Here is a 26,973-nt window from a genome sequence, read left to right on the forward strand (position 1 = left end):
AGGACAGCGTAGGGAGCCACATCTCACATCACGGCTATAGACTGCTAGCCGTGCGGAGCGATGAGATCCGGTCGGCGGCGCTGGCGGAGTTCGCCCGCCGCGGCTACGAGGCGACGACGATGGCCGACATCGGAGCCGCCGTCGGGATCCGCGGGCCGAGTCTCTACAAGCACGTCCGCTCCAAGCAGGAGCTGCTCGCCTCGGTCATCGACGCCACCATGGACGCGCTGATCCGCGAGCACGACGCCGCGGTGGCCGGGATCGACGACCCGGTCGAACGGCTGCGCCGCGCCGTCGAGGCGCACGTGCGCTTCCACGCCCGGAACCGGGTGGAGGCCTTCGTCGGCAACCGGGAGCTGCGCAGCCTGACCGAACCGCACCGGTCGGAGATCCTCGCCAGACGCGCCGACTACGAGCACCGCTTCCGGCGGCTGATCGCCGACGGCGCCGACGCCGGGGTGTTCTCGGTCGCGTCGCCGCAGCTCGCGTCGTACGCGATCCTCGACCAGGGGATGGGCGTCGCGGTGTGGTTCCGCGACGACGCGGGCCCGGGGGAGAACGAGGTCGCCTGGCAGCTCGCGGAGTTCGCGCTGCGCCTCGTCGGGGCCGGGCCCGCCGCGCTCAGGCCCCGGTGAACCGGGGCCGCCGGCGCTCGGCCAGCGCCCGCGCGCCCTCCAGGAGATCGCTGCCGCGTCCGGCCTCGACGACCGAGTCCTGCTCGTCGGCCAGGTGCGTGTGCAGGTCGGTGTCGCCGCTCCGGCGCAGCAGCCGCCGCACCGCGCCGAACGCCCGCGTCGGCCCCGCGGCGACCGACGCCGCGTGCTCGCGTGCCGCCGCGTCGACCTCGCCGTCGGGGACGACCGTCGTCACCAGGCCCCAGTCCAGCGCCTCGGCCGCGGTGAGCCGGCGCCCGGTCAGGAACATCTCCTGCGCCCGGCGCAGGCCCACCAGCCGGGGCAGGAACCAGGACACCCCGGCGTCGGAGGTCAGCCCGATGCCGCCGTAGGCGGTGGTGAACACCGCCTCCTGCGCGGCGACGACGAGGTCCGCGGCGCACACCAGGCCGAGCCCCACCCCGGCGGCGGCGCCGTGCACCGCGGCGACGACCGGTGCGTCCATCGTGGACAGTCGCTCGACGGCGGGGTGGTAGAGGTCGGTGAGGTCGCGCAGCAGCGCGGGCAGCTCCTCGGGCGGGCAGCCGGTGAACAGCCCGACGTCGCCGCCGACGCTGAAGACCTTCTCCCCGCCGGTCAGCAGGACCGCGCGCACCGTCGTGTCCCGGGCGAGCGCGTCGACGGCCCGGGCGAGCTCGGCGCCCATCGTCGCGTCGACGGCGTTGTGCTTCCCGGGCCGGTCCAGCCGCACGGTCGCGACGCCGTCGGCGACCCGCACGTCGAGGGTCGTGTACGGCGGCGCGGCCGCGGCCCACCGCGCGGTGTCGGTGAGCTGTTCGAGCCGGGTGAGCCTGCCGTCGGCGACGGTGACGACGTGGGTGAACGCCGCGTCCAGCACACCGCCGCCGCGACGCCCGCGCCCCCGGTAGCGCCCGCTCACCAGCATCCGGCCGTCGGCGGTCGGGGTGAACCGCTCCGGCTCGGCGCGGGCGGCGAAGTTCCGGGCGATGCCGCCCCAGCCGTCGCGGCGCATCGCCTCGGCACCGCGGTGCTCACCGCCGACGCCGCCGGGCATCCCGTCCGCGAGCACGCCGACGAAGCCGGGGTGCAGGATCGCGTCGAGGGTCTCCCGATCGCCCTCGGCCAGCGCCGGGTAGAGGCGGCGGACCACGGTCTCGTCGTCGGTCGTGCCCATCGTGTCCTCTCCTGCGGTCATCGGCCGTCGAACTCCGGGGCGCGGCGCTCGGCGAACGCGGTGATGCCCTCCCGGACGTCGGCGCGGCCGGCGCCGGCCGTCATCAGCTCGTACTCGGCCATGAGCTGGTCCGCGTGCGTGCGGTCGCCGCTGTCGCGCAGCAGCTGCTTGATCCCGCCGTAGGCCCAGGTCGGCCCGGCGGCGAACTCCCGGGCGAGCGCCCGGCCGGTGTCCTCGAGCTCGGCGCCGGGCACCACCCGCGAGACCAGCCCGCACTCCAGGGCCTCGGCGGCGCCGACCGGTGTCGAGCGCAGCATGAGGTCCTGCGCGCGGCGCAGGCCCACCAGCCGCGGCAGGTACCAGGAGCTGCCGCCGTCCCCGGTCATGCCGAGCCGGGTGAAGCCGGTCGCCAGCTTGGCGTCGTCGGCGAGGACCACGACGTCGGCGCCCCACAGCAGGCCCAGCCCACCGCCGCCGACCCCGCCGCGGGCGGCGGCGACGACGGGCACCGGCAGCGCGGACAGCCTGCGCAGGGCCGACCGGTGCCAGGCGCTGATCATCGAGTCCAGGTGCTCGGGCAGCGCGTCGAGGTGGCTGCGGAAGAACCGCAGGTCACCACCCACGCAGAAGGCCGGGCCGTCGGCGGTCAGCAGCACGCACCGCACGGTGTCGTCGGTCTCCGCGGTGCGGATCGCGGCGTCGAGCGCCTCGACCATGGCCGGATCGATCGCGTTCCCCGCGTCCGGGCGGGTCATCCTGATCTCGGCCACCCCCTCGGCGACCCGGTAGGTGGCTCGGTCTGCGTGCATCGCGTCCTCCCGAACGGCGTCCCCGGCGTTGACGTCGAATCTGGCATAAGTTTATTCTCGATTCAAATCTGCTCGACGAAAGGTGCTGCGATGCCGCCGCGTTCCGGTCCCCGTCTGGTGGTCGTCGGGGCGTCCCTCGCCGGTCTGCGGGCCGTTGAGGCCGCCCGCGACGCCGGCCACGCCGGCCCGGTGACGCTGGTCGGCGCCGAGCCGCACCTGCCCTACGACCGGCCGCCCCTGTCGAAGGCCTACCTCGAGGACTGCGAGGCCCCCGACGTCCGCTTCCGCGAGGAGGAGCACCTGCGCTCCGATCTCGGCGTCGACCTCGAGCTGGGTGCGCCCGCGACCGGGCTCGACGCCGACGCCCGCGAGGTCGTCCTCGGCGACCGCCGGATCGGCTACGACGCCCTGGTGGTCGCCACCGGTGCGCGGGCCCGCAGGCTGCCCGGCGACCTCGCCGGGCTGCACACCCTGCGCACCCTCGACGACGCCGCCGCCGTGCGGGCCGCGCTCGACGCGGGCGCCCGCACCGTCGTCGTCGGTGCGGGGTTCATCGGCTCCGAGGTCGCCTCCGGCGCCCGCAGGCGGGGACTGCCCGCCACCATCGTCGAGGCGCTGCCCACCCCGCTGGTGCGCGCGGTCGGCGAGCAGATGGGCGCGGCGCTGTCCCGGCTGCACGAGGCCCACGGCACCGACCTGCGCTGCGGCGTCGGCGTCGACGCGGTGGAGGGGACCGACCGGGTCACCGGCGTCCGGCTGAGCGACGGCACCGTGCTGCCCGCCGACCTGGTCGTCGCCGGGATCGGGGCCACCCCGGACACCGACTGGCTGGAGGGCTCGGGCGTCGGGCTGCAGGACGGTGTCCTGGCCGACGAGACGCTGGCGACCGCGCTGCCCGGGGTGTACGCCGCGGGCGACGTCGTCCGCTGGCGCAACCCGCTGTTCGCCGACCTGCCGACCGGTGGGCTGATGCGCATCGAGCACTGGACCAGCGCCGCGGAGCAGGGCGCCCGCGCCGCGCGGAACGCACTCGAGCCGGCCGCGGCGACGCCGTACGAGACGGTGCCCTACTTCTGGTCGGACTGGTACTCCAGCCGCATCCAGTTCGTGGGGGTCGCCGCCGCCGACGAGATCCGGGTCGTCTCCGGCTCGGTGGAGGAGGGCCGCTTCGTGGCCCTGTACCGCACCGGGGACCGGCTGACCGGCGCGCTGACGCTCGACCGTCGCGCCGACGTCATGAAGTACCGCGTCCGCATCGGATGCCGCACGAGCTGGGCGGACGCACTCGCGTTCGCCGAGGAGCGCAACGCCGCGGCCGTCGCGGCGGGCCACTGATCGACGCAGGAAGAGGAACCCATGGGCGAGGCCTACATCGTCGACGCCGTCCGGGCCCCGGTGGGCCGGCGCAAGGGCGGCCTGGCCGCGGTGCACCCCGCGGACCTCGGCGCGCACCCGATCCGGGCGCTGGTGGAGCGCACCGGCGTCGACCCGGCCGCGATCGACGACGTCGTCTACGGCTGCCTGGACGCCATCGGCGCCCAGGCCGGGGACATCGCGCGCACCGCGGCCCTGGTCGCCGGACTGCCCGAGTCCGTGCCCGGCACCACCGTCGACCGGCAGTGCGGGTCCAGCCAGCAGGCGGTCTCGTTCGCCGCGCAGGCGGTCATGGCGGGCACCCAGGACCTCGTCGTCGCCGGTGGCGTGCAGGTCATGTCCCAGTACCCGATCCTGTCCTCGTTCGGCGCGGGCGAGCCGTTCGGGGCGACCGACCCGTGGACGGGCAGCGTCGGCTGGGAGGCCCGCTACGGCTCCCAGGAGATCAGCCAGTTCCGCAGCGCGGAGATGATCGCCGAGAAGTGGAACCTCTCCCGCGAGGACATGGAGGTCTTCGCGCTGGAGAGCCACCGCCGCGCGCTCACCGCGATCGACGAGGGTCGGTTCGACCGCGAGATCGTGCCCTTCGGCGAGGTCGTCCGGGACGAGGGCCCGCGGGCCGACACCTCCCTGGAGAAGCTCGCCGCCCTGAAGCCCCTGACCGAGGGCGGCCGGCTCACCGCGGGCGTCTCCAGCCAGGTCTCCGACGGCACGGCGGCGCTGCTCATCGCCTCCGAGGCCGCTGTACGCGACCACGGGCTGACCCCGCGGGCGCGGATCCACCACGTGTCGGTCCGCGGCTCCGACCCGGTGTGGATGCTGACCGCGCCCATCCCGGCCACCGAGTACGCCCTCCGGAGGACCGGCCTGACGATCGGCGACATCGACACCGTCGAGATCAACGAGGCGTTCGCCTCGGTCGTGCAGGCCTGGCTGATCGAGACCGGCGCCGACCCGGCCACGGTCAACCCCAACGGCGGGGCCATCGCGCTCGGCCACCCGCTCGGCGCCACCGGAGCCCGGCTGATGACGACGATGCTGCACGAGCTGGAGCGCACCGGCGGCCGCTACGGCCTGCAGACCATGTGCGAGGGCGGCGGCCAGGCCAACGTCACGATCATCGAGCGGCTCTGATGGGCACCGCCGTCGTCGTCGAGGCGATCCGGACCCCGGTCGGCAGGGGCAAGGCCGGGGGAGGGCTGTCCGGGGTGCACCCGGCCGATCTGCTCGCCGGCCAGCTCGTCGCGCTGGTCGAGCGGGCGGGCATCGACCCGGCGCTGGTCGAGGACGTCATCGTCGGCTGCGCCCAGCAGGTGGGGGAGCAGGCCGGCAACATCGGGCGCAACGCGGTGCTCGGTGCCGGGTTCCCGGAGAGCGTGCCGAGCACCACCCTGAACCGCCAGTGCGGGTCCGGCCAGCAGGCCGCGGCGTTCGCCGCGCAGGCGGTGATGGCCGGGGTGCACGACGTCGTGATCGCGGCCGGGGTGGAGTCGATGAGCGCGGTGCCGATCGGCAGCGCGCGCGCCGGCGCCGGGGCCCGGCACGCGGCCCGCTACCCGGACGGTCTGGTCAACCAGGGCATCTCGGCCGAGCTCGTGGCCCGGCGCTGGAAGCTCGACCGCGACGAGCTCGACGCCTACTCCGCCGAGTCGCACCGCCGGGCCGCGGCGACCTGGGCCGAGGGCGGGTTCGACGCCGAGGTCGTCGCCGTCCCGGAGGCACCGGACCTGGTCACCGACGAGACCGTCCGCGGCACGACGACCGCCGAGGGCCTCGCCGCGCTGCGGCCGTCGTTCCGGACCGACGGGGCCCTCGCCCGCTTCCCGGACGTCGACTGGAAGATCACCCCGGGCAACTCATCGCCGCTGACCGACGGTGCGTCCGCCGTGCTGGTCGTGAGCGAGCGCCGCGCCGTGGAGCTGGGCCTGCGCCCGCGCGCCCGGTTCCACGCGTTCTCCGTGGTCGGCGACGACCCGCTGATGATGCTGACCGGGCCGATCCCGGCCACGCACGCGGTGCTGGCCCGCAGCGGTCTGGGCATCGGCGACATCGACGCCTACGAGGTCAACGAGGCGTTCGCGCCGGTCCCGCTGGCCTGGGCCCGCGAGTTCGGCGCGGACCCGGCCCGGCTCAACCCGCGCGGCGGGGCGATCGCGCTCGGCCACGCGCTGGGCTCGTCGGGGACCCGGCTGCTGGTGACGATGCTGCACCACCTGGAGGCCACCGGCGGCCGCTACGGCCTGCAGACGATGTGCGAGGCCGGTGGCATGGCCAACGCGACGATCATCGAGCGGCTCTGAGGGGAGGGCGGGCCGTCCCCCCGGGTCAGCACCCGCGGAAGACGGCCCGCCGCTTCTCGACGAACGCGGCCCGGCCCTCGGCGTAGTCGTGGGTCGTGGCGTGGCGCTGCTGCAGCGTCGCCTCCAGCTCCAGCTGGTCGGCGAGGCGTCGCTGGGCCGCGGCGCCGAGAGCCTGCTTGGTGCTCGCCAGCGCGACCGTCGGCGCCTGCGCGAGCCGCCGAGCGAGGGTCTCCGCCTCCTCGGCGAGGCGCCCGGCGGGATGCACGGCGTTGACCAGGCCCCACCGGAGCGCGGTCCCGGCGGGCAGCCGGTCGCCCAGCATGCACAGCTCGGCGGCCCGGGTCAGCCCGATCCGCTCGGCCAGGAACGCGGTCGTGCCACCGTCGGGCATCACCCCGATCCGGACGAAGGCGAGCAGCAGGTAGGCGTCGTCGGCGGCGACGAGCAGGTCGCAGGACAGGGCGAGGGACACACCGAGCCCGGCACAGGCGCCCTGGACCGCGGCGACGAACGGCTTGGGCGCGGCCCGGATCTCCGTGACGATCGGGTTGTAGATCTCGCGCAGCCGGCTCGACAGGTCCGGGTCGCCGTCGGGGGTCAGGTCGCGGGCGTTCTTGACGTCGGCGCCCGCGCAGAACGCGCGCCCCGCACCGGTGACGAGCACCGCCCGCACCGTCTCGTCCGCCGACGCGCGGCGGACCGCGTCCAGCAGCTCGGAGCCCATCTGCGGGGTCCAGGCGTTCAGGGCGTCCGGCCGGTGCAGCTCGATCCGGGCGAGCCCGTCGCCGGTCGTGTACCGCAGGTCCTCGTAGCGCGGGGTCACCCCCGCAACCTACATTGAACTCAGATTCGAAAACAGAGGAGACCGTGTGACCGTGGAGCTCGCCGAACAGACGCAGGACTGGACCGAGCCGGGGGCGCACCCCGTGCTGCCGGGGGTGCACCGGATCCCGCTGCCGCTGCCCACCGACGGTCTGCGCGCGGTCAACGTGTACGTGATCGAGGGCGCCGACGGCCCGACGCTGGTCGACTCCGGCTGGGCCGGCGCCGACGGCGACGCCCTCGCCCGCGGGCTGCGCGCGCTCGGGTACGCCCCGGCCGACGTGGCGCAGGTGGTGGTCACCCACGCCCACCACGACCACTACACCCAGGCGCTGACCCTGCGGGCGGAGCACGGGACCCGGGTCCTGCTGGGCCGCGGGGAGGAGCCGACGGTCACCGCGCAGACCCACCCCCTCGCCCACCCGGCCCCGCAGCCCCCGCTGGTGGCCCGGGCCGGGGCACCGGACCTCGCACGCGAGTACGCCGCGCTGGTGGCGGCGATCGAGCGGTCCGACACGACCCCGTGGGGTCCGCCGGACGTCTGGCTCGACGACGGCGGGACCGTCCCGACGGGGCGGGGGGGCCTGGAGGTGCGGGCCACCCCGGGGCACACCCGCGGACACGTCGTGCTGCGCGACACCGCACGGAGCGCGCTGTTCGCCGGCGACCACGTGCTCCCGCACATCACGCCCTCGATCGGCTACGAGCGCGCCCCCGAGCCCGCCCCGCTGCGCAGCTACCTGGACTCGCTGCGGCTGGTCCGGGACCTGCCCGACGCCCTGCTGCTCCCCGCGCACGGACCGGTGACGCGCAGCGTGCACACCCGCGTCGACGAGCTGCTGGCCCACCACGAGCAGCGTCTGGCCGCCGCGGCCGGCCGGGTCCGCGCCGGGGACGACACGGCCTGGGCGGTCGCCGCGGCGCTGCCCTGGACCCGGCGCGCGCAGCACGTGTCGCAGCTGGCGACCGAGCACGCGGCGCTGGCGGTGCTGGAGATCGCGGCCCACCTCGACGTGCTCGTCATGGCGGGGGAGCTCGTCGCGGCCGACGGCGCCGACGGCGTCCGCCGCTACGCCGCCACCTGAGATGCCGGACGCGCCGCCACCCGGGCACGGGTGACGGCGCGTCGGCGGGGAGCGGAGGTCAGACGGTCGCGGTGAGCGGGAAGTCCGCGAGGATGCGCTCGGTGACGAGCTTGGCGGTCTCCGCGCACGCCGTCGTGCCACCGTTGGCGTACTCCTTGACGCCGTCGCCGACGTTCCAGAGGTTCGCGATCGGGGTCTCCGAGGTCAGGTCGTACCCGGCGACGGCGCGCTGCGGCGGCCAGTCGTCGCGCATGACGGCCACGGACAGGATCCGGGCGCCGTCGAAGCCGGGGACCTGCTCCTGGAGGTCCTTCTTCAGCAGCGCCACCTCGGCGTCGGCGTCGAAGTCGCCGACCGAGGGCTCGGGCACCGACGCCGCGACGTAGAGGTTCCAGCCGTCGGGGGCCATCTCCGGGCAGGTGTCGGTGAAGTTCGCGACGTAGCAGAGCCGCTCGGACTTCGAGAACAGCAGCATTCCCGGCACGTCCACCAGGCGCTCACGGCTGGCGAAGTTCACCGCGAGCATCGAGCACGGACGGTCCTTGATCCGGACCTGCTCGCGGTAGTCGGCCGGCAGGTTCTCCTCGCCGACCATGGCGACGGTGCCCGCGGGACCGGTGTCGCTGACCGCGACCCGGCAGGTGACCTCGGTCCGCTCCCCGTCGCGCACGACGGTGGCGCCGGTGACCCGGCCGTCGGCGACGTGCAGCCGCTCGACCTCCGAGGACAGCCACACCTGCCCGCCGTTGCCGACGACGGAATCCGCCAGCGACTGCCAGACGCCGATGGTCCCGGCGGGGCAGAACCCGAACCGCTTGAACGCGGACTTGCGGGTGAAGTAGGTGAGGAACACCCGCGCGGGCAGCTCCTCGGAGCCGACGGCGAACACCGAGGCGCACATGTTGCGGAACACGCCCTGGACGGCCTCGTTCTTCGAGTACTTCCCGACCCACTCCGCGGTGGACATCTCGCTGCCGGGCAGCGCGTCGTCGTCGGAGCGGGCGGCGCCGATGCCCGAGAGCAGCTTCGCGCCCTGCCGGGTGAGCTGGGAGAGCAGCATGCCCCAGCCGCCCCGGGTGACGTCGAGGTTCTTCCCGCCGACCCGGTACAGCACGGGGACCTGCGGGGTGCGGACGTCGAACTCGGCGCCGACCTCGGCGAAGGTCTCCTCGGTGATCCCGCCGACCTCGATCACGATGGCCCCGTCGTTGACGAGGAAGCCGTCGATGTCGGTGGTCGAGGCGCGACCGCCGACCTTGTCGAGCCGCTCCACGACGAGGGTGCGGTAGCCGGCGTGGGCCAGCCGGGCGGCGGCGAACAGGCCACCGGCCCCCGCTCCCACCACGAGCGCGTCGAACGCGGTGTCGGACTCGATGGGCGCCACGGGTCATCTCCTTCGGTCGATTCTTTAATCGACAGTAAATTAACGCCGAGGCCGGGTCAACCGTCCGGTGCGAGACCCTCCCGCACGATCGTCTGTGCGGTGCGCACGGTGTCGGCGAGGTCGCCGCGGTCGGGGCGCCACCACTCCGGCGCCCAGTTCAGCGCCCCCATCACCAGCATCCGCGCCGCGTGCGGGTCCAGCTCCGGGTCGAGCTGCCCGGCGGCCCGTGCGTCGTCGACCAGGCCGCGCCACAGGGCGCCGTAGCGGCGCCGGTCGCGCAGCTGGACGTCGCGGATGCCCTGCGGGAGCTGGGCGGCGTTGCGGATCGCCGCGGCGGCGTACTCCGAGTCGCGCAGCACGATCTCGAGGTGGGCGCGCACCGCGGTGGCGATCCGGTCCATCGGCGGGGTCCCGTCCGGGAGGGCGGCGAGCTCGTCGTGGACGTGGGCCATCGTGCGCCGCAGCCCGACCTGCACGACCTCCTGGACCAGTTCGTCGCGGGAGGCGAAGTGGTAGTAGATCGCCGGGGCCCGGAGGTCGGCGAGCCCGGCGATGTCGAGCAGCCGGGTGCCGGCGTAGCCGCTGCGGTTCAGCACGACCGCCGCGGCGTCGAGGATCCGTTCGCGGGTCCGCGCCGAGCGCGGCGCGGACCCGGGGTCCGCGCCGCGCGGACCCCGTCGCCGGTCCGGTCCGTCCGTCATGGCGTCAGGCTACTGTCTAATCGTAGTAAGAAAAAATAAACTGGAGGCGTGGCATGGACGAGGTGGAGCGCGGTCGTGGACCGCTGGCCGGCCGGACGGTCGTCGAGCTGGCGGGCATCGGGCCGGGGCCGTTCGCCTGCATGGCGCTGGCCGACCTCGGCGCCGAGGTGATCCGGATCGACCGGCCCGCGGCCGGGCCGCTCTCGACGGCGCCGCCCCCGGCGGACGTGCTCAACCGCGGCAAGCGGTCGGTCGTGCTGGACCTCAAGCGCCCCGAGGCGGTGGAGGCCGTGCTGACCCTCGCCGGACGCGCGGACGTGCTGGTCGAGGGGAACCGGCCGGGCGTCGCCGAGCGGCTGGGGCTGGGGCCGGACGCGCTGTGGGCGCGCAACCCCCGGCTGGTCTACGGCCGGATGACCGGCTGGGGTCAGGACGGTCCGCTCGCCCACGCCGCGGGCCACGACATCGGCTACATCGCGCTGACCGGTGCCCTGCACGCCATGGGCGAGGCCGGGGGCCCGCCGCAGATCCCGCTCAACCTCGTCGGGGACTTCGGGGGCGGGTCCACCTACCTGGTGATCGGGGTGCTCGCGGCGCTGCTGGAGGCCGAGCGCACCGGGCGCGGCCAGGTCGTCGACGCCGCGATCGTCGACGGCGCGTCGCACCTGCTCGCGGCGATCCACGCCATGCTCGGCTCCAGCCGCTGGGAGGACCGGCGGGGGGTCAACATGCTCGACGGCGGCACCCCGTTCTACGCGGTCTACGCGACGGCCGACGGCGGGTACATGGCGGTCGGGGCACTGGAGCCGAAGTTCTACGCCGAGCTGCTGCGGCTGCTGGAGATCCCGCGCGAGGTGGCGGCGCCGGAGGACCAGCAGGACCGGAGCCGGTGGCCCGCGCTGCGGGCCGCGCTCGCCGCGCGCTTCGCCACCCGCACCCGCGACGAGTGGACCGCCGTCTTCGACGGTACCGACGCCTGCGTCGCACCGGTGCTGGGGCTGCGCGAGGCCGCCGCCCACCCGCACGTCGCCGCCCGGGGGAGCGTGACCGACACCGGCGGGGTGCTGCAGCCCGGCCCGGCGCCCCGGTTCTCCGGCCACCCCGTCGCCGCACCCGCCGCGCCGCCGGCCCGCGGGCGCGACACCCGCGCGGTACTCGCCGGTGCCGGCCTCGACGTCGACGCCCTGCTCGCCTCCGGCGCGGCGCAGGAGGTTTAGGGGCGGGTGCGCCGTCCGGACGATTGTCCGCTCCGTCCGTTCTCTCTAATCTACGAGCGATTAAACGATGACGAGGAGGCCGACGATGCCCGCCCCGATCGCGCACCGCCGAGCGGCTCTGGAGGCGCGCCACCCGGCGTGGCAGCCCCGCACGCTCGACGGGTTCCTGGACGACTGCGCCCGCGAGTTCCCCGACCGGCCGCTCGTCGTCACCGACGACCGCACCCTCGACTACGCCGGCGCCGCCGGGTGGACGGCCCGGCTTGCCGGCGGGCTGGCCGCGCTCGGTGTCCGCCCGGGTGACCGGGTCGGCCTGCTCATGGCCAACCACCTGGAGTTCGTCCCGCTGAAGTTCGCGGTCGCGCGGGCCGGCGCGGTCGCCATCCCGTTCAACTTCCTCTACCGCCGTGACGAGCTCGCCTACGTGCTGCGCCAGTCCCGCTGCACGGTGCTCGTCACGATGACCGGCTACGGCGACCTCGACCACCTCGCCCTGCTCGACGAGGTGGCCCCCGGCTGGGAGCACGGCCCCACCACCGAGCTCCCGGACCTGCGCGCGGTCGTCCAGCTGCCGACGGTGCACCCGGCCCGGCCCGGCGTGACGACGGTGGAGGAGCTGGGTGCCCTCGGCGAGCCGGTCGCGGCCGGATCCACCGGGGTCGCCCCGGACGACCTGGGCGACATCCTCTACACCTCGGGTACCACGGGGTCGCCGAAGGGGGTGATGGTCACCCACGACGCCGTCCTGCGCACCGGCTACGCCTCCGCGCTGACCCGCGGGTTCGAGGACGGGCGCCGCATCCTGTTCTCACTGCCCTGTTACCACATGTTCGGCTACGTCGAAGGCCTGGTCGCGGCCATGTTCGTGGGCGGGGCGATCGTCCCGCGGCTGGCGTTCTCCGCGGCCGACTACTTCGACGGCATCGAGCGGCACCGCGCGACCGAGATCCTGTGCGTGCCCACCATGACCGTCGCCCTGCTGGAGCATCCCGACCGTTCCGCGCGCGACCTGTCCTCGGTGTTCGCCGTGCTCTCCGGCGCCGCGCCCGCGCCGGTGTGGCTGTGGGAGCGGGTGCGCGCCGAGCTGGGGATCTCCGAGATCACCACCGGCTACGGGATGACCGAGTGCGGCGGCGCGATGACGATGACGCTGCCCGAGGACTCCCTGGAGCGGCACTCGGCCACCGTCGGGCGGGTCAAGCGCGCCGGGGTGGCCGGGCTGCCCGACCACGACGGCGACCTGTGCCACTACCGGACCTGCGACCCGATGACCGGCGAGGAGCTGCCGGCCGGGACGGAGGGGGAGCTGGTGTCGTCCGGGCCCACCCACATGCTCGGGTTCTGGGACAAGCCCGAGGAGACCGCGGCCGCCCTGCGCGGGGGCCGGGTGTTCTCCGGCGACCTGGGCCGCGTCCGCGACGACGGCTACCTCGAGATCACCGGCCGCAGCAAGGAGCTCTACAAGAGCGGCGGCGAGCTGGTGATGCCCAAGGAGATCGAGGAGCTGGTCACCCGCCACCCCGGGGTCAGCCAGGCCTACGCCGTCGGCGTCGCGGACGACCGGTGGGGCGAGGTCGGGTGCCTGTGGATCGTCCCGGAGCCGGGCGCGACCGTCGACCCGGACGCGGTGCTGGCGCTCTGCCGGGAGAAGCTCGCCCGGTTCAAGGTGCCCAAGCACGTGCTGGTGACCACCGCCGAGGACCTGCCGACCACCCCGACCGGCAAGGTCCAGAAGTTCCGGCTCGCCCGGCGCGCCGCCGAGGTGCTGGGCTGAGGAACGGGCCGGGCCCCGGGGTACCCCCGGGGCCCGGCCCGACCTGCCGGTGCGCTCAGCCGTCGAGCCGGTCGCGCAGCACGAACTTCTGCACCTTCCCCGACGGGGTCATGGGCAGGTCGTCGACCAGGAACCACCGCACCGGCACCTTGTACGGGGTGAGCCGCTCCAGGCAGTGCGCGGCCAGCTCGTCGGTGAACCCGGGCTCCTGCGGTTCGTGGGTCACCACCGCGGCGGCGACGATCTCCCCCCAGGTGGGGTCCGGCAGGCCGACCACGGCCGACGCGGCCACCGCCGGGTGCTCGGCCAGCGCGACCTCGATCTCGGCGGGGGCGATGTTCTCGCCGCCGCGGATGATGAGCTCCTTCAGTCGCCCGGTCAGGGTGATCATGCCGCGCTCGTCCATCGAGCCGAGGTCGCCGGTGTGCACCCAGCCCTCGTCGTCGACGGTCGCCGCGGTGGCCCCGGGGTCGCCGTAGTAGCAGAGCATCTGGTTGTAGCCGCGGGCGCAGACCTCGCCGACGGTGCCGAGCGGCACGACCCCGCCGTTGGCGGGGTCGACGATCCGCGCCCCGGTGTGCGGCAGCGGGCGGCCGACGCTGCGGACGAGGTCGTCGGCGGTGTCGGAGCGCCGCGTCAGGCTCAGCACGGGGGAGAGCTCGGTCTGTCCATAGAGGTTGTGCACGAAGGCGCCGAAGGTCTCGCGGACGGCGGTGATCATCGAGCCGGGCACGGTCGCGGCGCCGACCAGGACGGTGTCCAGCGCCGGGGCCTGCTCGTCGCGTCGGCGCGCCTCGTGCAGCACCGCGCCGAGCACCGTCGGCACGCTCATCAGGATCGTCGCGTGCTCGGCACGCATCGCCTCGAGCACGGCACCGGGCTCGAACCGCTCGATCAGCACCACCGTGCCGCCCAGCACCGCGGGGCCCAGCGTCGAGATGACGCAGCCCGCGGTGTGGAAGGTCGGCAACGGCGCGACGGCCACGGCGCCGTCGCGGGCCTCGGCGGTGTGCATGGTGAGCCGGGCGTTGTTCAGCAGCGAGCGGTGCGCCAGCAGCACGCCCTTGGGGTGCCCGGTGGTCCCCGAGGTGAACTGCATCATCGCCGGGGAGCCCGGCGTGCTGCGCTCCGGCATGTCGGGCGAGCCGCCGTCCAGCGGCGTGCCGTGCAGCCGGTCGGTGTCGGACAGGCTGACCACATGGGCGAGACCGGTCACCCGCGGCACGACGTCGGCGACGACGCCGGTCAGGTCGTGGTCGCGCACCCGGTCGGCGTGCAGCAGGACCGTCGAGCGGGACAGGGTGAGCGCGTACTCCAGCTCGCCCGGGCGCAGGGCCGGGTTGAGCGCCACCAGGACGACCCCCGCCAGGCCCGCCGCGTACTGGACGATCGTCCACTCCGCGACGTTCGGCGCCCAGAGCGCGACGTGTCCGCCGGGCCCGGCGAGCTCCAGCAGGGTCCCGGCGACCCGGCTCGCCTCGTCGAGCAGCTCGGCGTAGGTCCAGCGGCCGGTGCTGCCGTCGTGCCGGGTCGCGACGAGCGCGACGGTGTCGGGATGCGCGGCGGCCTGCTCGCGCAGGAGCCCGCCGACCGTGCCCTCGACGAGGCCGGGCCCGGGGCCCTCGAACCACTCGGAGCGCCCGGTCGCCGGGGTGGGGGTGGAGCTGACGGCCTGCGTGCTCATGACGGGCCTCCGTGGGGCGGGAGAGGGCGTGGACCGGTGGAATAAATGAATCTAGATAAAATTCGGGCCGGGTCAACCGCCGGTCGGGGCCGACAGCCCGCGCCGGACGATCGTCCGGGCGGTCCGGACCAGGGACCTCAGCGAGCCGCGCCCGGGGGTCCACCACTCGCACGCCCAGTTGAGTGCGCCGAGCACCAGCATCCGGGCCGCCCGTGGGTCGAGCCCGTCCCGCAGCTCGCCCGCGTCACGGGCCGCCTCGACGAGATCGCGCCAGAAGTCGCTGTAGCGCTGCTGCTCCGCCAGCTGCCGGGTACGGACCTCCGGGGGCAGCTGCTGGGTGTTGCGGATCGAGGCGACCGTGTAGTCGGAGATGCGGAGCACGACCTGCAGGTGGGCCTCGACCGCGCAGCAGATGCGGTCCATCGCCGTCGCCCCGGCCGGCAGCTCCTGCACCCGCGCCCGCACGTGCTCCAGGTTGCGGACCATGCCCGCCACCACGACCTGTTCGACCAGGTCCTCGCGGGAGTCGAAGTAGTAGTAGACGGCCGGCGGCCGGACCCCGGCCAGCCGCGCGACGTCGGCGAGCCGGGTCCCGGCGTACCCGCGCGTCGCAAGCAGCGACGCCGTCGCGTCCAGGATCCGGCGCCGGGTCCGCGCCGACTTCTCGCCGGGGCCCCGGACGCCCGCCGTCCGGACCGTGTGGGCGCGGGGCACGGCGTCAGTACGACGCGGGCAGGCCCAGGCTGCGCTGGGCGACGAAGTTCAGGACCATCTCCCGGCTGACCGGCGCGGTCTTGAGCATCCGGGCGACGAACCACAGGTCGGCCAGGCCGTACTCGAGCGACAGGCCGTTCCCGCCGTGGCTCTGGATCGCCTGGTCCAGGGTGCGCAGCGAGGAGTCGGCCGCGGCGAACTTCGCGATGTTCGACGCCTCCGCGGCGTCGGCGCCCGCGTCGAACAGCTCGGCGGCGCGGTAGGTCATCAGCCGCGACAGCTGGGTCCCGATGTAGGCCTCGGCCAGCGGGTGCGCGACGCCCTGGTGGGAGCCGATCGGCACGCCCCACACCTGCCGGTCGCAGGCGTAACCGGTGGCCTTGTCCAGCGCGTAGCGGGCGATGCCGTTCGAGATGCAGGCCGCGGTGATCCGCTCCGGGTTGAGCCCGGCGAACACCTGGCGCAGGCCGTTGCCCTCGTCGCCGATCAGCGCCTCGGGACCGACCCGCACGTCGTCGAGGAACACGGTGAACTGGTGCTCGGGCTGCTGCAACGCCGCCGGGATGGTCTGCCAGGTCAGCCCCTCGGCGTCGGTCGGCACGACGAACAGCGACAGCGGGTGGCGCCCGCCCGGTCCCGGCTCGGGCCGGCGGGTCACGACCAGGACGGCGTCGGCCTCGTCGATGCCCGAGGTCCAGTACTTCTGCCCGCGGATCCGCCAGCCGTCGCCGTCGGGGTGGGCGGTGGTGGTGATCTCGTGGCTGTTCGAGCCCGCGTCCGGCTCGGTGATCGCGAACGCCATCTTGAGCGAACCGTCGGCGATCCCCGGCAGCCAGCGCTCCTTGAGCTCGTGCGAACCGTGCACGTCGATGATCGACCCGCAGATAGCGGGGGAGATGACCATCATCAGCAGCGGGACGCCCTGCGACGATGCCTCCTCGACGACCACGGCGAGGTCGCTCATGGTGCCGCCGCCACCGCCGTAGGCCTCGGACAGGTGCACGCCCAGGAACCCGGCCGCGCCGAGCTCCTTCCACAGCTCGGTCGGCTCCTCGTGGGCCTTCGCCTTCGCCATGAAGTAGCTGTGGCCGTAGCGACCGACCAGGGTCGCCACCGCGTCGCGCAGTGCCGCGCGCTCCTCGGTGTCGGCGACGATCAGCGAGCTGGGCATCGGTGTCTCCTCGGGGCCCGGATATTTTTCTAATTCAGAATAGGTAATAGGGTGGGGCCCCGTCAACGCGGCCGAAGCGGCTCAGGGCATCGACGAGCCGCCGCCGACGGCCACGACCTGACCGGTGACCTGGTGCGCCGCGGTCTCCGAGGCCAGCCAGGCGACCGCGTTGCCGACGTCGGCCGGGGTGGTGCGCCGGCGCAGCGCCTGGGTGCGGACGATCGCGTCGACCTGGTCCGGTGCGAACAGTGCGTCCGCCCCGCCCGCCCAGACCGAGCTCGGGCCCACGTGGTCGTCCTCGGGGGGCAGGACGAGCCCGGGGGCGACGACGTTGCTGCGGATCCCGAACCGGCCGTTCTCCCGCGCCACCGTGCGGGCCAGGGAGATCAGTGCCGCCTTGGTGCCGCCGTAGATGCCCTGGCGGACGGCGCCGTAGGCGGCGTCGCTGGACAGGAACACGATCGCGCCCCGGCCGGCCTCGCGCATCGGACCGAGCACGGCCTGGGTGCAGTCGATCGCGGCGAACAGGTTCACCTCGACCGTGCGCCGCCAGAGGTCGCGGTCGGTCTGCTCGGCGAACCAGCCGGGCCTGCTCCACCCGGCGTTGTTGACCAGCACGTCCACCCCGCCCCAGGCCGCCACCGCCTGCGCGGTCACCCGGGCGCCCGCGCCCTCGGCGGTCAGGTCGGTCGCGCATGCGGCCGCGTCCGGTGCGCCGAGGTCGCGCAGCTCGCCCGCGACCCGTTCGGCCTGCTCGCCGTCGATGTCGACGACCAGTACCCGTGCCCCCTCCGCGGCCAGGACCCGGGCGATGCCCCGCCCGATGTTGGCCCCCGCCCCGGTGACGACGACCCGTGCGTCGCGCAGTCCCAGATCCACTGTGTCTCCCGTTCTCCGACCCGGTCTTTCGACGCGGGATTCAACACCGGTACGGCCGCGGCGTCGCCGTCTTGACACCGGACGGACGGCCGTGATGTCCTCTTGCGCGAGATTAATCAATGTTAAAAACGAGACGTCCTGGGGGAGCAATGGCGCAGTCCCGGCCCGACCACGACCCGGTATCGGTGGGGTCGCTCGAGTTCTGGTCGCTGACCCCCGAGGGACGCGAGGAGCGGCTGCGGATCCTGCGCGACGAGCGTCCGGTCAGCTGGCAGCGCCCCGCCGAGGGGTCGATGCTGCCGCAGGAGGACGACGCCGGCTTCTGGGCGATCACCCGGCACGCCGACATCCAGGCCGTCAGCAAGGACCCGGCGACCTTCTGCTCCGGGCAGGGCGTGATGATCGAGGACGTCCCGAGCGACATCCTGGAGGCGGCCAGCTCCTTCCTCGCGACCGACGCTCCACGGCACACCCAGCTGCGCCGGCTCGTCAGCGCCGCGTTCACCCCGCGCCAGGTGAAGAAGATCGAGGCGCAGATCGCCGACCAGGCCCGCCGGATCGTCGACGACCTGATCGAGGCCGGGGACTGCGACTTCGTCGACCAGGTCTCCCGGCGGCTGCCGATGTGGACGATCTACGAGATGTGCGGCCTCCCCGTCGCGCGCCGCGAGGACGCCGCGCACGCCGCTGACGGCATGGTCTCCTGGGCCGACTCCGACGTCCGCGCCGGTCTGGAGCCCGCCGACCTGCTCAACCAGTCGCTGGTCACCCTGATCACGATCGGTCTGGAGCTCGCCGACGACCGGCGCGAGAACCCGGGCGAGGACCTCATGACCGCGCTGGTGCAGGCCGAGGTCGACGGCGAGCAGCTGAGCGAGGAGGAGATCGCGGCGTTCTTCGTGCTGCTGTCGGTGGCCGGCAACGACACCACCCGCAACACGATCAGCCGCACCGCCGAGGCGCTCACCCGCTTTCCCGACCAGCGGAAGATCCTCCAGGCCGACTTCGACGGCACGATCGGCACCGCGACCGACGAGTTCGTCCGCTGGGCCAGCCCGGTCATGACCTTCCGCCGGGTCGCCACCCGCGACGTCGAGCTGCACGGGCAGCAGATCCGCGAGGGCGACTGGGTCGTCATGTTCTACGCCTCGGGCAACCGCGACGAGCGGGTGTTCACCGACCCGCACACCTTCGACGTCACCCGCTCACCGAACCCGCACGTGGGGTTCGGCGGCGGCGGGCCGCACTTCTGCATGGGCAACATGCTGGCGCGGACCCAGCTGCGCGCCCTGTTCGGTGAGCTGCTGCGCCGGGTGCCCGACCTGCGGACCGGCGAGCCCGTGCAGCTCGTCGGCAACTTCGTGGACGGCGTGAAGTCCATGCCGTGCACGCTCAACCTGTGAGGAGGAACCACCGATGCGCGTGGTGGTCGACTACGACAAGTGCACCGGGCTGGGGCTCTGCGAGTCACTGGCCCCCGACTTCTTCGAGGTCGCCGACGACGGCTCGCTGAACCTGCTGCGGGCCGAGGCCGACGAGGCGCAGCGCACGGAGCTGGAGGAGGCCTGCCGGGCCTGCCCCACCGAGGCACTGCGGATCGAGGGCTGAGCGATGACCAGGGTGTTCTCCTCCGTCGACGAGCTGCTGACCGCCGAGGGCGAGTCCTTCGGGCCCACCGACTGGACCGAGATCGACCAGCGCCGGGTGGACCTGTTCGCCGAGGCCACCGGCGACCACCAGTGGATCCACACCGACCCGGAGCGGGCCGCGTCCGGCCCGTTCGGCGGGACCATCGCGCACGGCTTCCTGACCCTGTCGCTGCTGCCGCGGCTGCTGAACGAGCTCTACACCGTCGACAACGTCCGGATGGGCATCAACTACGGGCTCGACAAGGTCCGTTTCCCCGCCCCCGTCCCGGTCGGCTCGAAGGTCCGGCTCGCCGCCGAGATCGCGTCGGTGCGCCGTGGCGAGGGCTTCGTCGCGGTCACCGTGCGCTCGACGCTCGAGGTCGAGGGCTCGGCCAAGCCCGCCTGCGTCATCGAGAGCGTCGGCCGGCTCTATCCCTGACCAGCTGTGAACGAGAGGAACCGACAGTGACCCCGACCGCCCCCGCCGGCGCGCCGCGTCCCCCCGCGGCTCTCTACGAGGAGCTGATCGAGCCCCGGCGGGTGCACGGTTCGCTCTACACCTCGCCGGAGATCTTCGCCGACGAGCTGGAACGCATCTGGTACCGGACCTGGGTCTACGTCGGCCACGTCAGCGAGATCGCCGCACCGAACGACTACGTCCGCAAGTCCATCGGCCCGCAGGACGTCATCATGACGCGCACGGCCGACGGCGAGGTGCACCTGCTGCTCAACCGGTGCGCGCACCGCGGCAACCTGGTCTGCGAGGCGCAGGCGGGCAACTCCAGCTCCTTCCGGTGCCCGTACCACGGCTGGACCTACCGCAACGACGGCCGGATGCTCGGCTACCCGTTCCCGCAGGGCTACGGCGGCCGCGGGAAGCTCGACCTCGGGCTCGGCCGCGTCGCCCGGGTCGGGGTCCACCAGGGCTTCGTGTTCGGCAGCTTCGCCCCCGACGGCCCCACGCTCGACGAGCACCTCGGCGAGGCGAAGGGCGAGATCGACCGGCTGGTCCGGCTCTCCCCGGACGGCGAGATCGAGCTGACCGCCGGCTTCCTGCAGCACCGGGCGCAGGCCAACTGGAAGCTCCTCGCAGAGAACGAGACCGACGGCTACCACCCGCAGTTCGTGCACGCGTCGATCTTCAGCGTCGCCGAGAGCGGGATCGGCGCCCTCTACGGCGAGAAGTCCACCGCCGTCACCCGCGACCTCGGGGGCGGCCACAGCGAGAACGACCTGCGCCCGGAGTTCCGCCGCCTCGGGACGCCGCTGGGCTGGTTCGGCACCACCGAGGAGAAGGTCCCCGACTACTCCGCCCGGATGCGCGGGACCTACGGCCCGGACGCCCACGACATCCTGGTCGAGGGCGGACCGCACGTGATGATCTTCCCGAACCTGTTCATCGCCGAGATCCAGCTGTTCACGATCCAGCCGCTGGCCGCGGACCTCACCGTCCAGCACGTCACCGCCGTGCAGCTCAAGGGCGCGCCGGAGATGAACCGGCGGATGCTCCAGCAGTGCATCGGCTCGGTCGGGCCCGCCGGGATGCTGCTCGCCGACGACACCGAGATGTACGAGCGCAACCAGGCCGGCGTCGCCGAGCTGCGCCCGGAGTGGCTCGACATCCGCCGCGGCGCAGACCGCGAGACCGTCGACGAGCGCGGCCTGACCGTCGGCGGCGCCACCGACGAGACCGGCATGCGCGGGTTCTGGCGGCACTACACCCGGCTGATGACGGAGGGCCGATGACCACCACCGAGCTGGACCTGCGCACCGTCGAGCAGTTCCTCTACCGCGAGGCGCGCTACGCCGACGAGCACCGTTACGAGGACTGGGAGGCGCTCTGGACCCCGGACGCCCTCTACTGGGTGCCCGCCAACGACGACGACGCCGACCGCATGACCCAGATGTCGATCATCCACGACAACCGCAACCGGATCGCCACCCGCATCAGGCAGTACCGCACTGGGCGCCGGCACTCCCAGGTGCCGGCGTCGCGGCTGCGGCGCGTGGTGTCCAACGTGGAGATCCTCGGGACCGTCCCGGAGACCGGGGACACCGAGGTCGGCGCCAACTTCGTCCTCGTCGAGTCCCGCGAGCGGGGCAACCGGCTGTGGGCCGGGCGGACCACCTACCGGCTCCGCGTCGTCGACGGCGAGCTCGCCCTGTCCTACAAGAAGGTCGCCCTGGTCGACAACGCCCGGGCGATCGCGACGCTGTCGTTCCTGATCTGATGGAGATCGCCCCCGACATCGTCGGCAACGAGTTCGCCGAGGTCAGCGTCCGGGTCGACGACGACGCCAACAGCCGCCGCCTGCGGATCGAGGACCTGCGCACCGGCCGCGTCCGCTACCTCGACGCCCTGGAGCTCGAGACGCTGGTGTGGCTGCCCGAGGGGCACCTGCACACGTTGCTCGACCCGTCCGCGGACCGCTGGCGGGAGGACACGTGAGCACCGTCCTGACCCGGTTCGACGACCGCGCCGACGGCCGCATCGCGACCCTGACCCTCAACCGGCCGCAGGCCCGCAACGCGATCACCGTGGAGCTGGCCCGCGCCCTGCACGACGGGCTCGCCGCGGCCGCGGGGACCGCCGACGTCGTCGTGGTCCGCGGCGCGGGCGGCCACTTCTGCGCGGGCGGGGACTTCCACGAGGTCTCCCGGCTCCGCGAGCAGGGGCCCGAGGCGCTGCGCCCGCTCTTCGAGACCTTCGTCGGCGCCTGCGAGCTGATCGCGACGCTGCCGGTGCCGGTCGTCGCCGTCGTCGAGGGGTACGCGATGGCGGGCGGGTTCGAGCTGCTCCAGTCCGTCGACATCGCCCTCGTCCGCGACGACGCGGTGCTCGCCGACAACCACGCGAACTTCGGGATGATCCCCGGCGGCGGCGGGTCGCAGCGGCTGCCCCGCATCGTCGGGACGCCCCGCGCGCTCGGCCACATCCTGCTCGGCGAGCGGCTCTCCGGCCGCGACGCCGTCGACTGGGGGCTGGCGTGGGCCTGCGCCCCGGCCGCCGAGCTCGACGCGCTCGTCGAGCGCACCGTCGCGAACCTGCTCGGCAAGGACCGCGACGCGCTCGCCCGGATCAAGCACCTCGTCCGGGGCGGGCTGCACGGGACCCTGACCGACGGCCTCGCCGCCGAGCTCGCCTCGACCCTCGCCCACCTGGGCGGGGAACGGGCCGGCGCGGGCATCGACCGGTTCACCGGAAGGACACGGACGTGACGACCACCGACACGACCCGCACCGCACAGGTGCTCTTCGACCTCGACGAGGACGGCGTCGGACGGCTGCGGCTCAACCGGCCCGAGGCGTCCAACGGCATGAACGTGGAGTTCCTGCGCGCCCTCTACGACGCCGTCATGACCGCGACCGGGCAGGCGGGCCTGCGGGTGCTGCTGCTGACCGGGGAGGGCCCGCACTTCTGCGCCGGCGGCGACGTGAAGACCTTCGCCGCCAAGGGCGAGGCGCTGCCCGACTACCTGCGCGAGGCCACCGCCTGGCTGCAGAACGTCGCCCAGGCCCTGCTCGCGCTGCCCGTCCCGGTCGTCGCGGCCGTGCACGGCTTCGCTGCGGGCGGCGGGGGACTGGGTCTGGTGTGCGCCAGCGACATCGTGCTCGCCGGGAGGTCGGCGAAGTTCATGTCCGGCGCCGCGCGGGTCGGGATGGCGCCCGACGCGGGCTCCTCGGTGACGCTGCCGCAGCTCGTGGGGCTGCGCAAGGCGATGGAGATCCTGCTGCTCAACCCCACGCTGACCGCGGCCGAGGCCGCGGAGATCGGGCTGATCACCCGCGTCGTCGCCGACGACGCGCTGCACGACGAGGCACTCGCCGTCGCCCGGACCCTGGCGGCCGGGGCGCCGCGCGCGCTCGGCGCGGTCAAGCGCCTGGTCTGGTCCGGGCTCGGCAACCGGGTCGAGGCCCAGCTGCCGGAGGAGGCCCGCACGGTCTCCGAGCTGTCCGGCACCGCCGACGCCCGCGAGGGGCTGGCCGCCGTCCTGGAACGGCGCAGCCCCCGCTTCACCGGCCGCTGACGCGGTCGCACCCATCCATCCACGACGAAGGAGCACGGCAGGCATGGCAGGAGTCGAGGGGCGCGTCGTCGCGATCACCGGGGCGGGCAACGGCCTCGGTCGCGAGTACGCGCTGGTCCTGGCCCGGGCGGGCGCGAAGGTCGTCGTCAACGACCTGGGCGGGTCCCGCGACGGCACGGGCAGCGGGTCGACCGCGGCGGACGCCGTCGTCGCCGAGATCCGGGCCGAGGGCGGCGAGGCCACGGCGAACCACGACAGCGTCGCGACCCCCGAGGGCGGCGCGGCGGTCGTGGCCACCGCGCTGGACGCCTACGGCCGGATCGACGGGGTGGTGGCCAACGCGGGAATCCTGCGCGACCGGTCGTTCCACACCATGACCGACCAGGACTGGGACGCCGTGCAGCAGGTGCACCTCTACGGCGCGTTCCACGTGATCCACGCGGCCTGGCCGCACTTCCGCGAGCAGGGTCACGGCCGCGTCGTCGTCGCCACCTCGACCTCGGGGATCTACGGCAACTTCGGCCAGGCCAACTACGGCGCCGCCAAGGGCGGGCTGATCGGTCTGATCAACACCCTGGCCATCGAGGGCCGCAAGCGCGGCATCACCGCCAACGCGATCGCGCCGATGGCGGCGACCCGGATGACGGAGGACATCGCGCCGCCGGAGATGCTGGCGAAGCTCTCCCCGGCGCACGTCGCGCCGGTCGTCGGCCACCTGCTGACCGACGAGTGCACCGAGACCGGCAGCGTCCTGGTCGCCGGCGGCGGCGAGGTGCACCGGGTCGCCCAGTTCCGCACCAAGGGCGTCACCTTCGCCGAGGTGCCCACGATCGACCAGGTCGGCGACCGGTTCGCCGAGATCGTCGACCTCGACGGCGCCGTCCCCGGCACCAACCCGGTCGGCTGATCCGCCGTGACCAGCACCGTGACCCACGTCGAGGGCGGCGCCGAGGCCACCGTGGCCCGGCTGCGCAGCACCTTCGCCGCCGGGCGGACCCGGCCCCTGGCGTGGCGGCTGCGCCAGCTGCGCGGCATCGAGCGTCTGGTGACCGAGCGGGAGCCGGACATCGCCGCCGCCCTCGCGCAGGACCTCGGCAGACCGGCCCCGTACGCCTGGCTCGGCGACATCGCCTCGACCGCGGCCGAGGCCGCCTTCGCGCGCAGGCACCTGAAGCGGTGGATGCGCAGGCGGCGGACCTCGCTCCCGCTGTCGATGCTGCCCGGTCGCGGCTTCTACCAGTACGAGCCGCTGGGCACGGTGCTGGTCATCGGCCCCTGGAACTACCCCGTCTACCTGACCCTCGGCCCCCTGGTCGCGGCCGTCGCGGCCGGGAACACCGTCGTGGTCAAGCCGTCGGAGCACGCGCCCGCGACCTCGGCGCTGCTCGCCCGGCTGATCCCGGAGTACCTCGACCCGGACGCGGTCGCCGTGCTGGAGGGCGACGCCGCGGTGACCCAGGAGCTGCTCGCGCAGGGCCTGGACCTGGCGTTCTTCACCGGCGGGCCGGGGATCGGGAAGAAGGTGATGGAGGCGGCGTCGGCCCACCTCACCCCGGTGGTGCTGGAGCTGGGCGGCAAGAGCCCGGTGATCGTCACCGCGGACGCCGACATCGACGTCGCGGCCCGGCGGATCGCCTGGGTCAAGCTGCTCAACTCCGGGCAGACCTGCATCGCACCGGACTACGTGCTGGTCGAGGCCGGGGTACGGGACCGTCTGGTCGCCGGCATCGTCGCCACGCTGCGGGAGTTCCGGGCCGGGGAACCGGCCGCGCAGCCGATCGTCGACGACCGGCAGTTCGGCCGCCTGGCCGCCCTGCTCGACGGTCACGGCGGCGAGGTGGCGGCCGGCGGCGGCACCGACGCGGCCACGCACGCGATCGAGCCGACGGTGGTCGTCGATCCCGACCCGGACTCCGCGGTGATGGCCGACGAGATCTTCGGCCCGATCCTGCCGGTGCTCACCGTCGGCTCGCTCGACGAGGCGATGCGCTTCGTCAACGCCCGGCCCAAACCGCTGGGCCTGTACCTGTTCACCGGGTCGAGGGCCGCGCAGGAGACGGTGCTCGCCGGGACCAGCTCGGGCGGCGTGGTGATCAACCACCTGGCCATGCACTGCCTGGTTCCGCAGCTGCCCTTCGGCGGCGTCGGCACCAGCGGGATGGGCGCCTACCACGGCGAGTGGGGCTTCCACGCGTTCAGCCACCGCAAGGCGGTGCTGGCCAAGCCCGCGAAGCCGGACCCCGCGCTGATGTACCCGCCCTACACCGACCGGAAGATGGCGTTGCTGCGCCGCTTCTTTTGACCCCGTCGGGCACGTGCCGATGGCGAGGCGCCCCGGCTGGTGTCGTCGCCGGTCCTGCGGTTCACCGCCCGGGCCGACCGCGCGGCCCGGGCGGCAGCGGCGCCGGGACCGGTCAGTGGCGCAGGCCGGCCTGCTTGAGCAGCGGCATGACGTTGTCGCCGAAGTACTTCAGCTCCTCGTTGTAGTCGACGAGGCCGAAGATCATGCCCTCCATGCCCGCCTCGTTGAGCCTGCCGAGCTCCTCGGTGACCTGCTCCGGGGTCCCGACGATCGGGTAGCCGCCCCACCCGGCGATGAAGCGCTCCTGCATCTTCTTCACCGCGTGGTCGAAGGACTGCGACGCACCGGAGCCGGCGATCTTGATGACGTTGCCCGCCGCGCCCCAGTCGCCCTCGTCGACGACCTGCTGGAAGTCGCGCTTCGCCTCCTCCTCGGTGTCCCTGCAGACGACGAGGCCGTAGGTCATGGCGTGGATCGTGCGCCGGTACTCGGTGCGGGCCTTCTCCTTCAGCGCCGTCGTGTAGGCCTTGATGTTGTCCAGGGTGTCGAGCGAGGCGAAGTTGAAGTCGACGTTGCGGGCGGAGAACTCGATGCCCGACGGGCTGTTGCCCGCGTTGATCAGCGCGGGCCGCGGCCCCTGGTGCGGCTTGGGGTAGGCCTCGAGCAGCTCGGCGTCGAAGTACTTCGAGTGGATCGCGAAGGTGCCCTCCTCGGTCCAGAGCCTGCTCACGAAGTCCAGCCACTCCTGGCCGTAGGCGTAGCGCTCGTCGTGCTCGCGCTGCTCGGAGCCGAACATCTCCATCTCCGGTGGCACCCAGCCCATCACCATGTTCAGCGCGAACCGGCCGCCGGAGATGCGGTCGACGGTCGTCGCCTGCTTGGCCGCGACGATCGGGTGCATCGTCGGCAGGTGCGAGGTCGCCGCGACGGCGATCCGTTCCGTCGCCTCGGCGACCCCGGCGGCCCAGGTGTAGGTCTCGAAGCAGTTGCCGTTGAAGTTGGTGGACCCGCCGAAGCCCTTCCAGCGGGCGACGGGGACGAGCACGTCGAACCCGAGCCGGTCGGCGCGCTGGGCGATCTCCTTGGTGTGGTCCCAGGTGATCTCGTAGCTGGACGGGGCGTGGCTCATGATCAACCCGTACGAGCAGTTGCTGCCGAACAGGCCCAGCTTCATCTTCTGGTCGCCGAACAGCGGGTTCGTCGTCGTGCGGTCGGCCGCGGGCCGGGTCTCCGAGGCGGGGCGGGGATCGGTGGGGGCGAGCCCGAGGCGCTCGTTGGCGGTCACGGTCATG

Annotated in this window: 27 protein-coding genes; 17 read left to right on the forward strand and 10 right to left on the reverse strand. The window is 73.8% G+C overall.

The window, feature by feature from the left end:
- Window positions 1–50 precede the first annotated feature (50 nt).
- Window positions 51–635 carry a TetR/AcrR family transcriptional regulator gene (locus ND486_RS27970; RefSeq protein ID WP_251787304.1) on the forward strand — a complete coding sequence of 195 codons (585 nt, stop codon included), beginning with the start codon at window positions 51–53 and terminating at the stop codon, window positions 633–635.
- Here ND486_RS27970 and ND486_RS27975 read toward each other — a convergent pair.
- Together ND486_RS27975 and ND486_RS27980 are read right to left on the reverse strand one after the other, a co-directional pair.
- Window positions 622–1,830: an enoyl-CoA hydratase-related protein gene (locus ND486_RS27975; protein WP_251787305.1), complete on the reverse strand. Its 1,209-nt coding sequence runs from the start codon at window positions 1,828–1,830 to the stop codon at window positions 622–624. The two genes, ND486_RS27970 and ND486_RS27975, sit on opposite strands and share 14 nt — an antisense overlap.
- Window positions 1,827–2,618: an enoyl-CoA hydratase/isomerase family protein gene (locus tag ND486_RS27980; protein ID WP_251787306.1), complete on the reverse strand. Its 792-nt coding sequence runs from the start codon at window positions 2,616–2,618 to the stop codon at window positions 1,827–1,829. The genes ND486_RS27975 and ND486_RS27980 overlap by 4 nt, the downstream gene beginning before the upstream one ends.
- Before the next feature lie 90 nt (window positions 2,619–2,708).
- Here ND486_RS27980 and ND486_RS27985 point away from each other — a divergent pair, with 90 nt between their 5' ends.
- From ND486_RS27985 to ND486_RS27995, 3 genes are read left to right on the forward strand one after another with little or no spacing between them, the layout of a single operon-like run.
- Window positions 2,709–3,953, forward strand: coding sequence for an NAD(P)/FAD-dependent oxidoreductase (locus tag ND486_RS27985; RefSeq protein WP_251787307.1), 1,245 nt, complete (start codon window positions 2,709–2,711; stop codon window positions 3,951–3,953).
- Window positions 3,954–3,974: 21 nt separating this feature from the next.
- Complete coding sequence (locus ND486_RS27990; RefSeq protein ID WP_251787308.1) at window positions 3,975–5,126, forward strand: acetyl-CoA C-acetyltransferase; 1,152 nt, start codon at window positions 3,975–3,977, stop codon at window positions 5,124–5,126.
- Window positions 5,126–6,292, forward strand: coding sequence for a thiolase family protein (locus ND486_RS27995; protein WP_251787309.1), 1,167 nt, complete (start codon window positions 5,126–5,128; stop codon window positions 6,290–6,292). The genes ND486_RS27990 and ND486_RS27995 overlap by 1 nt, the downstream gene beginning before the upstream one ends.
- Window positions 6,293–6,317: 25 nt before the next feature.
- Here ND486_RS27995 and ND486_RS28000 read toward each other — a convergent pair whose 3' ends face one another.
- Window positions 6,318–7,115, reverse strand: a complete 798-nt coding sequence (locus tag ND486_RS28000) for an enoyl-CoA hydratase/isomerase family protein (protein ID WP_251787310.1) — start codon at window positions 7,113–7,115, stop codon at window positions 6,318–6,320.
- Window positions 7,116–7,161: 46 nt separating this feature from the next.
- Here ND486_RS28000 and ND486_RS28005 point away from each other — a divergent pair, with 46 nt between their 5' ends.
- Window positions 7,162–8,199: an MBL fold metallo-hydrolase gene (locus tag ND486_RS28005; protein ID WP_251787311.1), complete on the forward strand. Its 1,038-nt coding sequence runs from the start codon at window positions 7,162–7,164 to the stop codon at window positions 8,197–8,199.
- A 58-nt stretch (window positions 8,200–8,257) separates the two neighbouring features.
- Here ND486_RS28005 and ND486_RS28010 read toward each other — a convergent pair whose 3' ends face one another.
- Together ND486_RS28010 and ND486_RS28015 are read right to left on the reverse strand one after the other, a co-directional pair.
- Window positions 8,258–9,583 carry an FAD-dependent oxidoreductase gene (locus ND486_RS28010; protein ID WP_251787312.1) on the reverse strand — a complete coding sequence of 442 codons (1,326 nt, stop codon included), beginning with the start codon at window positions 9,581–9,583 and terminating at the stop codon, window positions 8,258–8,260.
- A gap of 56 nt (window positions 9,584–9,639) precedes the next feature.
- On the reverse strand, window positions 9,640–10,284 hold the full coding sequence (locus ND486_RS28015) for a TetR/AcrR family transcriptional regulator (RefSeq protein ID WP_251787313.1): 645 nt from the start codon (window positions 10,282–10,284) through the stop codon (window positions 9,640–9,642).
- A gap of 53 nt (window positions 10,285–10,337) precedes the next feature.
- Between ND486_RS28015 and ND486_RS28020 the strand changes: the two genes are divergently transcribed.
- Both ND486_RS28020 and ND486_RS28025 read left to right on the forward strand, forming a co-directional pair.
- Complete coding sequence (locus ND486_RS28020; RefSeq protein WP_251787314.1) at window positions 10,338–11,501, forward strand: CaiB/BaiF CoA-transferase family protein; 1,164 nt, start codon at window positions 10,338–10,340, stop codon at window positions 11,499–11,501.
- A gap of 85 nt (window positions 11,502–11,586) precedes the next feature.
- Window positions 11,587–13,275 (forward strand): class I adenylate-forming enzyme family protein, encoded by a 1,689-nt coding sequence (locus tag ND486_RS28025; protein WP_251787315.1) that lies wholly within the window; start codon window positions 11,587–11,589, stop codon window positions 13,273–13,275.
- Window positions 13,276–13,330: 55 nt separating this feature from the next.
- Here the strand turns inward: ND486_RS28025 and ND486_RS28030 are convergent, their stop codons facing one another.
- The 4 genes from ND486_RS28030 to ND486_RS28045 form a co-directional block, all read right to left on the reverse strand.
- Complete coding sequence (locus ND486_RS28030) at window positions 13,331–14,959, reverse strand: class I adenylate-forming enzyme family protein (RefSeq protein ID WP_251787316.1); 1,629 nt, start codon at window positions 14,957–14,959, stop codon at window positions 13,331–13,333.
- A gap of 72 nt (window positions 14,960–15,031) precedes the next feature.
- A complete protein-coding gene (locus ND486_RS28035; RefSeq protein ID WP_251787317.1) occupies window positions 15,032–15,673 on the reverse strand; it encodes a TetR/AcrR family transcriptional regulator in 642 nt (213 codons plus the stop codon).
- Window positions 15,674–15,677: 4 nt separating this feature from the next.
- The gene (locus ND486_RS28040) at window positions 15,678–16,844 is read right to left on the reverse strand and encodes an acyl-CoA dehydrogenase family protein (protein ID WP_251787318.1); all 1,167 of its coding nucleotides are present in this window, start codon (window positions 16,842–16,844) and stop codon (window positions 15,678–15,680) included.
- A gap of 81 nt (window positions 16,845–16,925) precedes the next feature.
- On the reverse strand, window positions 16,926–17,723 hold the full coding sequence (locus tag ND486_RS28045) for an SDR family NAD(P)-dependent oxidoreductase (protein ID WP_208823282.1): 798 nt from the start codon (window positions 17,721–17,723) through the stop codon (window positions 16,926–16,928).
- 149 nt (window positions 17,724–17,872) lie between these two features.
- On the opposite strand from ND486_RS28045, the gene ND486_RS28050 reads away from it, so the two are divergent.
- From ND486_RS28050 to ND486_RS28095, 10 genes are read left to right on the forward strand one after another with little or no spacing between them, the layout of a single operon-like run.
- Complete coding sequence (locus ND486_RS28050; RefSeq protein WP_251787319.1) at window positions 17,873–19,126, forward strand: cytochrome P450; 1,254 nt, start codon at window positions 17,873–17,875, stop codon at window positions 19,124–19,126.
- Window positions 19,127–19,139: 13 nt separating this feature from the next.
- A complete protein-coding gene (locus ND486_RS28055) occupies window positions 19,140–19,331 on the forward strand; it encodes a ferredoxin (protein WP_251787320.1) in 192 nt (63 codons plus the stop codon).
- Between the two features lie 3 nt (window positions 19,332–19,334).
- Window positions 19,335–19,790, forward strand: a complete 456-nt coding sequence (locus ND486_RS28060; RefSeq protein WP_251787321.1) for a MaoC family dehydratase — start codon at window positions 19,335–19,337, stop codon at window positions 19,788–19,790.
- 26 nt (window positions 19,791–19,816) lie between these two features.
- Window positions 19,817–21,097: an aromatic ring-hydroxylating dioxygenase subunit alpha gene (locus ND486_RS28065; RefSeq protein WP_251787322.1), complete on the forward strand. Its 1,281-nt coding sequence runs from the start codon at window positions 19,817–19,819 to the stop codon at window positions 21,095–21,097.
- A complete protein-coding gene (locus ND486_RS28070) occupies window positions 21,094–21,582 on the forward strand; it encodes an aromatic-ring-hydroxylating dioxygenase subunit beta (RefSeq protein WP_251787323.1) in 489 nt (162 codons plus the stop codon). Before ND486_RS28065 ends, ND486_RS28070 begins: the two co-directional genes overlap by 4 nt.
- A complete protein-coding gene (locus ND486_RS28075) occupies window positions 21,582–21,800 on the forward strand; it encodes a hypothetical protein (RefSeq protein WP_251787324.1) in 219 nt (72 codons plus the stop codon). The genes ND486_RS28070 and ND486_RS28075 overlap by 1 nt, the downstream gene beginning before the upstream one ends.
- Window positions 21,797–22,570, forward strand: a complete 774-nt coding sequence (locus tag ND486_RS28080; protein ID WP_251787325.1) for an enoyl-CoA hydratase/isomerase family protein — start codon at window positions 21,797–21,799, stop codon at window positions 22,568–22,570. Before ND486_RS28075 ends, ND486_RS28080 begins: the two co-directional genes overlap by 4 nt.
- Window positions 22,567–23,379, forward strand: coding sequence for an enoyl-CoA hydratase/isomerase family protein (locus ND486_RS28085; protein WP_251787326.1), 813 nt, complete (start codon window positions 22,567–22,569; stop codon window positions 23,377–23,379). Before ND486_RS28080 ends, ND486_RS28085 begins: the two co-directional genes overlap by 4 nt.
- 43 nt (window positions 23,380–23,422) lie before the next feature.
- The gene (locus ND486_RS28090; RefSeq protein ID WP_251787327.1) at window positions 23,423–24,286 is read left to right on the forward strand and encodes an SDR family oxidoreductase; all 864 of its coding nucleotides are present in this window, start codon (window positions 23,423–23,425) and stop codon (window positions 24,284–24,286) included.
- Window positions 24,287–24,292: 6 nt separating this feature from the next.
- Window positions 24,293–25,681, forward strand: a complete 1,389-nt coding sequence (locus ND486_RS28095) for an aldehyde dehydrogenase family protein (protein ID WP_251787328.1) — start codon at window positions 24,293–24,295, stop codon at window positions 25,679–25,681.
- Window positions 25,682–25,793: 112 nt separating this feature from the next.
- Here the strand turns inward: ND486_RS28095 and ND486_RS28100 are convergent, their stop codons facing one another.
- Window positions 25,794–26,972 (reverse strand): LLM class flavin-dependent oxidoreductase, encoded by a 1,179-nt coding sequence (locus ND486_RS28100; protein ID WP_251787329.1) that lies wholly within the window; start codon window positions 26,970–26,972, stop codon window positions 25,794–25,796.
- Window position 26,973: the final 1 nt, after the last annotated feature.

Origin of the sequence: Pseudonocardia sp. DR1-2 (assembly GCF_023717215.1) — a bacterium.
GTDB lineage: Bacteria > Actinomycetota > Actinomycetes > Mycobacteriales > Pseudonocardiaceae > Pseudonocardia > Pseudonocardia alni.